Consider the following 11,822-nt stretch of genomic DNA (forward strand, 5'->3'; position numbering starts at 1 on the left):
CCGGCGATGGACGGAGGAACGCCCCAGCCAAGAGCGTAGATGGTCTCGCCCTGGGGCGCGTGCAGCAGACGGTATGTGTCGGCCTTGAGCAGTTTTCCGCGGCCCTGCTCGCCGGCCAGCTGGTCGATGCAGAACCTGGCCCAGTCTTCCAGCGACAGCCGCACCCCCCCGCCCGGCATGATCATCTGCGGATTGGCATCGGCGGTCGTGGAGACCCGGCCGTCGATATGGCCGAACAGCTCTCCGGCGCCCGGCGCCTGGTCGTAGACTGCCGAGGTCATGCCCAGCGGCATGAAGACCTCTTCGCGCATCAGCTGTTCGAAGGGCTTGCCCGTAACCCGCTCGGCGACAACGCCCGCGAGGATCAGGCCAGTATTGGAATAGCTCGCCTCGCCGCGCGCCGGGCCGATCGGAGCCTCGGTCAGCGCCTGTCTCAGGTAGGCGAGCCGCTGCTCCGACAATGGTCGTGTGTCGCCATAGAAGGTCTGGAAGAAGGTCATGTCGCCGCTGTTCTCGGGCAGGCCCGCTCGGTGCGACAGCAGCTCCAGCAGCGTCACGTCGCGATATTCCGGCCGCATGACGGCGGCGAGATCGGGCAGCATCCGCGACAGCGGCGTATCCCATCGCAGCAGGCCCCGCTCGACCAGGCGCGCGACCATGGTCGCGGTCATCGCCTTGCCGTCGGAGCCAATGTTCCAGCGATCAGCGGGCGCGACCGACCCCGCCTCGTCAATCCGGCGCAGGCCGCGCACCGCCTGGTCGGCGACCTGGCCATCGCGGATCACCAGCACGCCCATCGCCGGCACGGCCTTGCCGTCCATCGCCTGGGCGAGGACTTCCGGCAGGGTTGGTTCCGCAGCGCGCGCGGGCGCGGCGACGAGAGCGATCAGGCAGGCCAGGGCGGCAAGGCGGACCATGGGATTCTCCGGGACCAGTTGTCGGCCCTATGACGGCCGGTCCACAACTCGGCAAGTGAAGCATGTTTCATGGTGCGGTCCGCAGCGCTTCGTGAGACAGCGCGTTTGGATTTGACCCGAGGGGTCCGACTCACTACCAACGCGCCCGTTTGTCCATCCGCCAGGAACCGATCCCATGACGCAGACCCTGCTCCCCGGCGTCACCGGCGTTCTGGCGCTGGCCGATGGCACGATCCTGCAGGGGATCGGGGTCGGGGCGACCGGCGCGGCGGTCGGCGAGGTCTGCTTCAACACCGCCATGACGGGCTATCAGGAAATCCTGACCGACCCGTCCTACATGGCCCAGATCGTCGCCTTCACCTTCCCGCACATGGGCAATGTCGGGACCAATGTCGAAGACCTGGAGCAGATGTCGGGCAGCGCCAGCACGGCGGCCCGCGGCGCGATCTTCCGCGACGTCCCCACCGCCCCGGCCAATTGGCGCGCCGACAGCGACCTGCAGGGCTGGATGGCCCGCCGTGGTGTCATCGGCCTGGCCGGGGTCGACACCCGGGCCCTGACCCGCGCGATCCGCGAAAAGGGCATGCCCAACGCGGTCATCGCCTACGCCCCCGACGGCAAGTTCGACCTGGAGGCCCTGAAGGCCAAGGCCAGGGCCTGGGGCGGCATCGAGGGTCTGGACCTGGCCAAGGACGCCTCCTGCCTGCAGCCCTTCGTCTATGAGGAGGGCCTGTATTCCTGGCCCGAGGGCTACGCCAAGCCGGCCGAAACGCCCAAGTACGACGTGGTGGTCATGGACTACGGCGTGAAGCGCAACATCCTGCGCTCGCTGGTCTCCATCGGCGCCCGCGTCACCGTGGTGCCCGCTTCCACCACCGCCGAGGAGGTCCTAGCCCGCAAGCCCGACGGCGTCCTGCTGTCCAACGGCCCCGGCGACCCGGCGGCCACCGGCGAGTACGCCGTGCCCGAGATCCGCAAGCTGGTGGAGAGCGGCGTGCCGGTGTTCGGCATCTGCCTGGGCCACCAGATGATGGCGCTCGCCCTGGGCGCCAGGACGGTGAAGATGGAACAGGGTCACCACGGGGCCAACCATCCGGTGAAGGACCTCACCACCGGCAAGGTGGAGATCGTTTCCATGAACCACGGATTCACTGTCGACCGCGACTCCCTGCCCGAGCCGGTGAAGGAGAGCCACGTCTCCCTGTTCGACGGCACCAATGCGGGCCTTGAGCTCCAGGGTCGCCCGGTCTTCTCGGTGCAGCACCACCCGGAGGCCTCCCCCGGCCCCACGGATTCCCTCTACCTCTTCCAGCGCTTCGCCGACCTGATGGACGCCAAGAAGGGCTAGCTAGCCGACGCCAGCCGGGCGATCAGGGCCCAGGCCGCCGGGCTGACATAGCCTGAGCGGCGGGTGACGAGGCTAACCGGATTGGCCGCCTCGAGATCGCCGACGGCGATGACGGCCAAGCTGCCGCGCGCCCGCTCCTCGGCCACGCTGTTCACCGGCAGGAGCGCGATCCCGAAGCCGGCCTCCGCCAGCCGTTTCTGGGCCGTCAGGCTGTCGACGGCGGTCAGCGCGATCTCGGCGACTCCGCGCACGCGAAACAGCGCCGGCAAGGCGCCGGCTGAGATCTCGCCGCCCTCCGCCGGCGGCGGAAATCCCAGCCAGGCCTCGGCCTTCAGGTCCCGAAGGGAGGCCGTGCGTCCGCCAGCCAGCCGATGCTCCGGCGCGCACACGACCACCAGGGCCTCGGGCGCCAGGGCCCGGCACGCCAGGTCCGGCGAGGGATCGTCGAAATAGCGCAGGCCGAGGGTCACCTCGCCGCGACGCACAAGGTCGCTGACCTGGGCGCTGGTAGCCGTGCGCAGCGAAACCTTCGCCCTGGGAAAGTCGGCTGCGAAGCGTTTCAGGGCCGCGGTCAGACCGCCGCCTGCCAGGGTGCCCACGGCGGCGATGGCGACCGGGCCGGAGTCCCCGGCCCGCAGCGCCCGCATGGCCTCCGCCGCGTCCTGCGTCGCGGCCAGGACGCGCTCGGCATAGGGCATCAGCACCCTACCAGCCTGGCTGAGCACCACACCGCCTGGAAGCCGCTCGAACAGCGGCGCCCCGAGTTCCGCCTCCAGCAGGGCGATGCGGCGGCTGATGGCCGGCTGGGACCGCCCCAGCGCCTCGGCGGCGCCGGAGAACCCGCCCGCCCGCTCGATGGCGACGAAGGTTCTGAGGGCTTCGGTGTCCATCATGCAAATTCCTGATCTATGTCTATTGATAAATGCATTTGTCGGATGTCACCAGCCTGGATACCCCTCGCGCCAAACAGGAAGGGGGACTGCATGACACCACCTCAAGGCGAAGCCGCCCGGGCCTTCAAGGCGCTCCACCAGGCGCCGCACGGCTTCATCATGCCCAACGCCTGGGACGCGGGCAGCGCCCTGATCCTGGCCGCGGCGGGCTTCCAGGCCATCGGAACCACCAGCGCCGGGATCGCCTTCTCGCTGGGCAAGCAGGACTACCGGGTCAGCGACCCGCGCCTGGCGGTCACCCGCGACGAGATGTTCAGCCGGGCCCGCCAGATCGTCGACGCCGTCGCCCTGCCGGTAAACGGCGACCTGGAGGCCGGCTATGGCGACAGCCCTCAGCATGTCGCCGACTGCGTGCTTCAGGCCGTGGAGATCGGCTTGGCCGGCTGCAATATCGAGGACAAACCGGCTCTGGAGGAGCGCCTTCATGATCCCATGCTCGCGGCCGAGCGCATCGCCGCGGCTCGGCAGGCGCTGGAGGCTCAAGGCGCTGACCTGGTCCTCAACGCGCGGACCGACGCCTGGCTGGTTCGCGGCGCCGACCCGCTTGCGGCCAGCATCCAACGCGCCAACCTGTACCTGGAGGCCGGGGCCGACTGCGTCTTCATTCCGGGGGTGATCGAGCCTGAGACGGTCAGGATCTTGGTCCGGGAGGTCGCGGGTCCCATCAACCTCGTTCTCGGGCTCGGGAATTCACAAGGCAACGCCGGCGATCTCATGGCGGCCGGGGTCCAACGGATCAGCGTCGGCGGGGCCTTGGCCCGCTCCGCCCTTGGCTTCCTTCGGCGGTCCGCGGAACTGTTGCGAGACACCGGCAGCGTCGCCTTCACGGAGGGCGAAATATCCGGCCCCGACCTCAACGCCATCTTCGCGAAGACGAGGGTTCAGGGATGAGCCACGCCATGAACCGCGTGGCCGCCACGCCCCCACCGCCCTACTACGCGGTGACCACCACGACGCAGCTCTCCGCCGCCTTCGACGAGCAGGCCTATTTCAGTCTCGGCGCGCGCCTCTACCGCAAGGCCCAAGAGATTCCGGGCTTCCTGGGACTTGAAGCCTTCTTCGAGGGCGGCGCCTCCATCGCGGTCTCCTATTGGGCGAGCCTGGAGGCGATCGAACTCTGGCGGAACCACCCGCTCCACGGACAGGCCAAGCACCTCGCCAAGTCGGCCTGGTTCGGCCCCACCATCACCCGCATCGCCCGCGTGGAGGCCGACTACGGGTTCAACCTGGCGGCAGGCTAGATTCTGGCCAGCTTGCCGATGGCCGCCACCGGGCCCGAGGGGCCGTCCGCCTTCGAGCCGCCCGGCGGCTCGACGGAGACGGCGATGGACGCGCCCTCCTTGGCCAGGGCCGAGAGGCCCGCGGGCACCGGTAGGGTCTTGGAGGTCCCCGGCTCGATCAGGCCGAGGGAGCGCGCCTTGCCGTCGGCCGGGATCAGCCACAGCTCGTGCACGTGCGCCGGGTCGGCGCCCGGGGTCACCAGGGAGGTGACGATCAGCTTCTTGCGCACCGGGTCATAGGCCGCGACGAACAGGTGCTGGCCGCCGCTGGTGTCCAGCCGGGCGTTGAGAAGTTGGGCGAAATCAGGCTGCGGCGGGGTCACCACCTGCGGCGGCCGCACCGCGAGCACGATCACCGCCACCAGACTGGCGGCCGCCACGCTTATCCCGCCCATGGCCAGGCCGCGCCACAGCTTCACGCTGGCGCCAGCGTTGTCGTTGGCCGGCAGGGCGCGCTCAATCCGCGGCCACAGGCCCACGGGCGCCGAGACCGACGGCAGGGCGGCCAGCATGGGGGCCAGGCGCTCGCGCCAGGCGTCCACGTGGGCGGCGAAGGCCGGGTCGCGGGCCATGCGCAGCTCGGCTGCGGCGCGCTCGGCGGCGGTCAGCACGCCCAGCGCGTGCTCGGCGGCCAGGGCCTCGTCCTCGGGCAGGTCGGGGGTCAGGGGCTCGCTCATGACTCAAGGCACCCCTTGAGCTTGGCCAGGCCTCGGCGGATCCAGCTCTTCACGGTGCCCAGCGGCGTCTCCATCCGCGCGGCCAGGGCCTCATAGGTGACGCCGTCGAAGAAGGCCGTGCGGATCACCTTCTCGGTGCGTTCGTCGAGCTCGGACAGGCACTTGCCAAGGGCCTCGCTGGACTGGGCGGCCTCCAGCAGGGCCTCGGCGCGCGGCGCCCCGTCCTCGATCTCCAGCTCGTCCACCGGCTCGGCATAGGCCAGCGGCCCGCGGGCGCGCAGCCGGTCGATGGCGCGGTTGCGCGCGATAGTGGAAATCCACGTCATGACGCTGGCCCGGCCCGCCTCGAAGCGGTCGGCGCGACGCCAGATCGTGATGTAGACCTCTTGCAGCACGTCTTCGCTCTCATCCCGGTTGGAGAGGATACGAAGGCAGACCCCGAAAAGCTTCGAAGACGTGGCCTGGTAAAGTTGCCGCAGGGCCGCGCGGTCGCCCGCGGCGATCCTCGGCATCAACTCGGTGAGCGGATCGATCGCGGAGGTCGCGGGCAAGGGAAGGTCTTTGCTGTGGAGGTCAGCCCCGAAGCTGCCCCATGCCGTGGTCGGCTGGCAAGGGGGTTCGGCGCAACAAGAAGTAGTCGCCCCGCACCGGCGCTCCGGCCTCCTGGCGCAGCACGCCGGTGGACTGGTCGACGATCTCGAACAGACCCGCCGCCAGGCCCGAGATATAGCCCCGGGCGTGGGTGTAACGGCCGTTGAGGCGCAGGGAGAAGCTGCCGCCGTCGCCGCCCTCGGTGGAGAAGACGAACCAGCCGCCGGGCTTCAGGGCGCCGGCGGCGGCCTCGAAGACCTCGTCCAGGGCCCCGAGATAGGGCAAGGCGTCGGCCGCGGCGATCAGGTCCCAATGGCCGGGCGTCTGGCGCAGCATGTCGGTGAGGTCGGCCACCTCCAGGGCGTCGTAGAGCCCCCTCGCCTGCGCCTTGGCCAGCATGCCGGGCGACAGGTCCACCCCGGCCAGGGTGTGGGCGAAGGGCCGCAGGACCGGACCGCAGAGGCCCGTGCCGCAGCCGGCGTCCAGCACCTCAAGGGCGCCGTCGGCCGGGATCCTGGAGGCGATCAGGGCCTGCAGGCGGTCGGGACCCTGATAGCCCAGACGGCCCACCAGCTTGGCCTCGAAGTCCTCGGCCAGGCCGTCGAAATGCTGCGCCACCAGGGCGGCGGGCTGCCGCGCGACCTTGCGGCCCAGGGCGGCGTCGGCGAGGTGGCGGGCCTCCAGGTTGTCGGGGCGCTGGGCCACCCAGGCCTTGGCGACCCGACCCGCGGCCTGCGGCTCGCCGGCCCAGTCCAGGCACAGCAGGGCGGCCTTGAACAGGGTGTCGGCCGCGGCGGCCGGTTTGCCGCAGAGAGCGGCGGCCCGGGCCATGTCGTCCTCAAGGGCGGCGACTACGAACCTGGAGAGCCGCGCCATCTGCGCGATGTCGGCGTCGTCGGGACACAGGGCCGCGGCGGCCTCGAGGTCACGCTCGGCCTCGTGGAACCGGCCGCACTTGAACAGCGACACCCCGAGATTGGCCCGCAGCGGGCCGTCTTCGCCGGTGATGGCCAGGGTGTGGGCGAAGGCCTCGGCGGCGCCGGCGAAGTCATCGCGGCCGGCGCGGACCATGGCGCGGATCTGCCAGGCGCCGCCGTTGTCGGCCTCCCGTAGGATCGCCGCGTCGCAGGCCGCCTCGGCCTCGTCGAACCGCTGGGACTGCAGGGCCGCGGCGGCCAGGCTGACCCAGATGGCCGTCTGGGTCGGATCCAGGTGCAGGGAGCGCCGCAGGAACTCGACGGCCTGCTCGTGATCGCCCATGCCCCCGAGCGCCAGGGCCAGGTTGTTCCAGACCATCGGCTGGCGCGGCGCGGCGTCGGCCACGGCGCGGAAGGCCTCGACGGCGGCCTGGAAGTCGCCCCGGGCCTGCCGTTCCAGCCCGTATCGCGTCAGGGCCACGAGGGAGGCGGACGAACCCGCCGCGGTCTCCGCCTGGGGCGTGGCGGTCTCGGCCGGCGGCCCCAGCTTGCGCGCGAATGCAGACATAGCGATCTCCCCAGCCTGACTCAGTTGAGTCCAGGCTGCGCTCCGCACGTGAAATCATGGTTAACGGCGCCGAAAGGTCTCGCCCCGGCCCGGCGCGGCCGCGCCTAGGCCCTGACCGTTTCAGACGGGTCCATCTGAAACGGTCAGGGCCTAGATTCAAAACATGAGAGCACGTCGGGCGGCGGAACCGGTATCCACTTCCGCCTGACGGGCTCCTAGGGCGCCTTGCGGACCATGTTGGCCTGCCCCGGCGGGGTCTGGTCGATGACCAGCAGCTTGGCCGGCTTGCCCTCCAGGGACACGCCGGTGTGCCATTGGTCGCGCGCCTCCACCGCGAACATTCCGGCCTTGAGCATCTGCACCGTCCCGGTGTCGAGGTTGGTGACCTTCAGGGCGCCCTCCAGGATGTAGGCATAGCGTGGGAAGGGATGCTTGTGGGCCGGGATGGCGCCGCCGGCCGGGATGGTGGTCTCGGTGACGGTGACCTGCACCGGGCCCTGCGGCAGCAGGATCGGCTGGCCCGACATGGTGGCGTCGATCACCGCCACGGGGACCGCGACCGCGCCGGGCGGCGTCTGGGCGGCGGCCGGCAGGGCCAAGAGGGCCAGGGCGGCGGCCAACGGGAACAGCTTCGTCATGTGCAGTTGGCTCCGAATGGGGACGGCGCGGACGCGCGTTGCTCTGTCTATCAGGCCCTTGTCAGCAACGCCCACCCGTCTTGCTTTCAAGCGGCTTTTGAGACAAGATAGAGGGGTCAAACTCGTAGGTTCGGCTGACTTTCGACGTGTCCATGGACGCACCGGACCTGCTTCCGATCCCCCCGAAATTTGATCCTCCGTCCGAGAGCTTCGGGCGCGGGGAATATCTATCCAAGGACGAATATCTCTATGTCTACCGGCACCGTGAAATGGTTCAACGGCACCAAGGGTTATGGCTTCATTCAACCCGATGAGGGCGGCGCGGACGTGTTCGTGCACATCTCGGCCGTTGAACGCGCCGGGCTTCGTTCACTGAACGAAGGCCAGAAGGTCACCTTCGAGCTCGAGCGCGACAAGCGCAGCGGCAAGATGTCTGCGGGCAACCTGCAGGTCTAGCTACGCCGCGGGCTTCGCGCCCTGACGAACTGAGGATGGGCCGGCGTTCGCGCCGGCCCATTTTCTTTGGTCGGTCGTGCGGCAACCGGCCCTAGGACGCCCTGCCCGCTTGCGCCCCGCCGACTCCCTCTCTAAACGGGCGCCTTAACCTACAGACTGAACGGGCCCGGCGCGCGAGATCGCGACGCCGCCCTTACGCGCGGACGAAGTGATGCCAAAACGCACCGATATCTCCTCGATCCTGATCATCGGCGCCGGCCCGATCGTCATCGGCCAGGCCTGCGAATTCGACTATTCGGGCGTCCAGGCCTGCAAGGCCCTGCGGGCCGAGGGCTACCGGATCGTGCTGGTCAATTCGAATCCGGCCACGATCATGACCGACCCCGACGTCGCCGACGCCACCTATGTCGAGCCGATCACGCCCGAGATGGTCGAGAAGATCATCGCCAAGGAACGCCCCGACGCCCTGCTGCCCACCATGGGCGGCCAGACCGCGCTGAACACGGCGCTGGCCCTTGAGGCCTCCGGCGTGCTGGCCAGGTACGGGGTGGAGATGATCGGGGCCAAGGCCGACGTCATCGACAAGGCCGAGGACCGCCAGAAATTCCGCGACGCCATGGACAAGCTCGGCCTCGAGAGCCCCAAGTCCAAGGCCGCCCACACCATGGACGAGGCCCTGGAGGGCCTGGAGTTCGTGGGCCTGCCGGCCATCGTCCGCCCGTCCTTCACGCTCGCCGGCACCGGCGGCGGCATCGCCTACAATCTTGAGGAGTTCCACGAGATCGTCGCGCGCGGCCTGGACCTCTCCCCCACCACCGAGGTGCTGATCGAGGAGAGCGTGCTCGGCTGGAAGGAGTACGAGATGGAGGTCGTCCGCGATAAGGCCGACAACTGCATCATCGTCTGCTCCATCGAGAACATCGACCCGATGGGGGTCCATACCGGCGACAGCATCACCGTCGCCACGGCCCTGACCCTGACCGACAAGGAGTACCAGATCATGCGCGCGGCCTCGATCGCCGTGCTGCGCGAGATCGGGGTGGAGACCGGCGGCTCCAACGTTCAGTTCGCGGTCAATCCCGCCGACGGCCGGATGGTGGTGATCGAGATGAACCCGCGGGTGTCGCGCTCCTCGGCCCTGGCGTCGAAGGCCACCGGCTTCCCCATCGCCAAGGTCGCCGCCCGCCTGGCCGTGGGCTACACCCTCGACGAGCTGATGAACGAGATCACCGGCGGGGCCACCCCGGCCTCCTTCGAGCCCAGCATCGACTATGTCGTCACCAAGATCCCCCGCTTCGCCTTCGAGAAGTATCCGGGCTCCGAGCCCCACCTGACCACCGCCATGAAGTCGGTGGGCGAGGTCATGGCCATCGGCCGCACCTTCGCCGAGAGCCTGCAGAAGGCCCTGCGCGGCCTGGAGACCGGGCTGACCGGCCTGGACGAGATCGACGTCGAGGGCGCCGAGGATCCCGACACCGGCCGCGCCGCCGTCCTGCGCGCGCTCGGCACCCCCACCCCCGACCGCCTGCGGGTGATCGCCCAGGCCTTCCGCCACGGCCTCAACGTCGAGGAAATCCACGGCGCCTGCTCCTACGAGCCCTGGTTCCTGCGCCAGATCGAGACCCTGGTCCGCACCGAGGGCCACGTCCGCGCCGCCGGCCTGCCCATCACCGCCCAGGGCTTCCGCGCCCTGAAGGCGCAGGGCTTCTCCGACGCCCGCCTGGCCAAGCTGACCAACACCCCCGAGGCCAAGGTCCGCGCCCTGCGCCAGGAGCTGGCCGTGCGCCCCGTCTACAAGCGCATCGACAGCTGCGCCGGCGAGTTCCGCGCCGCCACGCCCTATATGTATTCGACCTACGAAACCGGCGCGCTCGGCCAGGAGCCGGAGTGCGAGAGCGACCCCACCGACCGGAAGAAGGCCATCATCCTCGGCGGCGGTCCCAACCGGATCGGCCAGGGGATCGAGTTCGACTACTGCTGCTGCCACGCCGCCTTCGCGCTGGCCGACCTCGGCGTCGAGTCGATCATGGTCAACTGCAACCCGGAGACCGTCTCCACCGACTACGACACCTCCGACCGCCTCTACTTCGAGTCGCTGACCGCCGAGGACGTGCTTGAGCTGATCGCCGTCGAGCAGCGTAACGGGACCCTGCTGGGGGTGATCGTCCAGTTCGGCGGCCAGACGCCGCTGAAACTGGCCCAGGCCCTGGAGGACGCCGGCATTCCGATCCTGGGCACCAGCCCCGACGCCATCGACCTGGCCGAGGACCGCGAGCGCTTCCAGCAGCTGCTGCACAGGCTGGAGATCGCCCAGCCGATCAACGCCATCGCCCGCACCGCCGAGGAGGCCTTCGCCGGCGCCCATTCGGTGGGCTACCCGATCGTCATCCGCCCCTCCTACGTCCTGGGCGGCCGGGCCATGGAGATCATCCGCGATGACGAGCAACTCGACCGCTACATCCGCACCGCCGTGCAGGTCAGCGGCGACAGCCCGGTCCTGATCGACCAGTACCTCAGCCGCGCCACCGAGGTGGACGTCGACGCCATCTGTGACGGCAAGGACGTCTTCGTCGCCGGGGTCATGGAGCACATCGAGGAGGCCGGGGTTCACTCGGGCGACTCGGCCTGCTCCCTGCCCCCCTTCTCGCTGAAGCCGGAGACCATCGCCGAGCTGAAGGCCCAGACCGTGCGCATGGCCCTGGCGCTGAACGTGAAGGGCCTGATGAACGTGCAGTTCGCCATCGAGGAGCCGCACTCGGAGAACCCACGGATCTTCGTCCTGGAGGTGAACCCGCGCGCCAGCCGCACCGTGCCCTTCGTGGCCAAGACCATCGGCAAACCGCTCGCCGCCATCGCCGCCAAGGTGATGGCCGGCCGGCCGCTGTCGGAGTTCGACACCAGCGAGCCCCCCTACGACCACATCGCGGTCAAGGAAGCCGTCTTCCCCTTCGCCCGCTTCGCCGGGGTCGACACCATCCTGGGCCCGGAGATGCGCTCCACCGGCGAGGTCATGGGCCTCGACTGGCGACGCGAGGGTGAGGGTCTGGCCCCGGCCTTCGCGCGCGCCTTCGCCAAGGCCCAGCTGGGCGGCGGGGTCACCCTGCCCAAGACCGGCTGCGTGTTTGTTTCGGTGCGCGAGGCCGACAAGCCGTGGATCGTCGAGCCGATCCGCCTGCTGCTGGGACAAGGCTTCCGTGTGCTGGCCACCGGCGGCACCGCAGCCTATCTCGGCGAACAGGGGCTGGCCGTCGAGCACGTGAAGAAGGTGCTGGAGGGGCGTCCGCACATCGTCGACGCCATGAAGAACGGCGAGGTCCAGCTGGTCTTCAACACCACCGAGGGCAAGCAGTCGGTGGCCGACAGCTTCGAGATCCGCCGCACGGCCCTGATGATGAAGACCCCCTACTTCACCACCGCCGCCGGCGCGCTCGCCGCCGCCCAGGCCATCGCCGAGACCGCCAAGGCGCCTCTCGAGGT

The 11,822-nt window shown here is 69.7% G+C and carries 11 protein-coding genes; 5 read left to right on the forward strand and 6 right to left on the reverse strand.

Translation table 11 applies throughout. The features are described 5' to 3' along the window. On the reverse strand, nucleotides 1–917 hold a 917-nt coding region (locus Q7T09_RS04355; RefSeq protein WP_304697935.1), incomplete at its 3' end, for a serine hydrolase. Nucleotides 918–1,092: 175 nt separating this feature from the next. On the opposite strand from Q7T09_RS04355, the gene carA reads away from it, so the two are divergent. Then, entirely contained in the window at nucleotides 1,093–2,265 is a 1,173-nt protein-coding gene (carA, locus tag Q7T09_RS04360; RefSeq protein ID WP_304697937.1) for a glutamine-hydrolyzing carbamoyl-phosphate synthase small subunit, read from the forward strand. Here carA and Q7T09_RS04365 read toward each other — a convergent pair. Then, complete coding sequence (locus Q7T09_RS04365) at nucleotides 2,262–3,155, reverse strand: LysR family transcriptional regulator (protein WP_304697939.1); 894 nt, start codon at nucleotides 3,153–3,155, stop codon at nucleotides 2,262–2,264. The genes carA and Q7T09_RS04365 overlap by 4 nt on opposite strands. Nucleotides 3,156–3,248: 93 nt before the next feature. Between Q7T09_RS04365 and Q7T09_RS04370 the strand changes: the two genes are divergently transcribed. Continuing rightward, on the forward strand, nucleotides 3,249–4,109 hold the full coding sequence (locus Q7T09_RS04370) for an isocitrate lyase/phosphoenolpyruvate mutase family protein (protein WP_304697940.1): 861 nt from the start codon (nucleotides 3,249–3,251) through the stop codon (nucleotides 4,107–4,109). Next, complete coding sequence (locus Q7T09_RS04375) at nucleotides 4,106–4,459, forward strand: antibiotic biosynthesis monooxygenase (RefSeq protein ID WP_304697941.1); 354 nt, start codon at nucleotides 4,106–4,108, stop codon at nucleotides 4,457–4,459. The genes Q7T09_RS04370 and Q7T09_RS04375 overlap by 4 nt, the downstream gene beginning before the upstream one ends. On the opposite strand, the gene Q7T09_RS04380 is transcribed toward Q7T09_RS04375, so the two are convergent. From Q7T09_RS04380 to Q7T09_RS04395, 4 genes are all read right to left on the reverse strand, one after another. Continuing rightward, nucleotides 4,456–5,175 carry an anti-sigma factor domain-containing protein gene (locus tag Q7T09_RS04380; protein ID WP_304697943.1) on the reverse strand — a complete coding sequence of 240 codons (720 nt, stop codon included), beginning with the start codon at nucleotides 5,173–5,175 and terminating at the stop codon, nucleotides 4,456–4,458. The two genes, Q7T09_RS04375 and Q7T09_RS04380, sit on opposite strands and share 4 nt — an antisense overlap. Then, on the reverse strand, nucleotides 5,172–5,726 hold the full coding sequence (locus Q7T09_RS04385; RefSeq protein WP_304697945.1) for a sigma-70 family RNA polymerase sigma factor: 555 nt from the start codon (nucleotides 5,724–5,726) through the stop codon (nucleotides 5,172–5,174). The genes Q7T09_RS04380 and Q7T09_RS04385 overlap by 4 nt, the downstream gene beginning before the upstream one ends. A gap of 22 nt (nucleotides 5,727–5,748) precedes the next feature. Beyond that, nucleotides 5,749–7,251, reverse strand: a complete 1,503-nt coding sequence (locus Q7T09_RS04390; RefSeq protein ID WP_304697947.1) for a tetratricopeptide repeat protein — start codon at nucleotides 7,249–7,251, stop codon at nucleotides 5,749–5,751. Nucleotides 7,252–7,466: 215 nt separating this feature from the next. Then, complete coding sequence (locus Q7T09_RS04395) at nucleotides 7,467–7,889, reverse strand: cupin domain-containing protein (protein WP_304697949.1); 423 nt, start codon at nucleotides 7,887–7,889, stop codon at nucleotides 7,467–7,469. Nucleotides 7,890–8,138: 249 nt separating this feature from the next. Here Q7T09_RS04395 and Q7T09_RS04400 point away from each other — a divergent pair, with 249 nt between their 5' ends. After that, complete coding sequence (locus Q7T09_RS04400; protein WP_304697951.1) at nucleotides 8,139–8,345, forward strand: cold-shock protein; 207 nt, start codon at nucleotides 8,139–8,141, stop codon at nucleotides 8,343–8,345. 211 nt (nucleotides 8,346–8,556) lie between these two features. Then, nucleotides 8,557–11,822, forward strand: a 3,266-nt coding sequence (carB, locus tag Q7T09_RS04405; protein ID WP_304697953.1) for a carbamoyl-phosphate synthase large subunit, incomplete at its 3' end; no start/stop codon positions are given.

Source organism: Phenylobacterium sp., from assembly GCF_030645195.1.
Classification (GTDB): Bacteria; Pseudomonadota; Alphaproteobacteria; order Caulobacterales; family Caulobacteraceae; genus Phenylobacterium.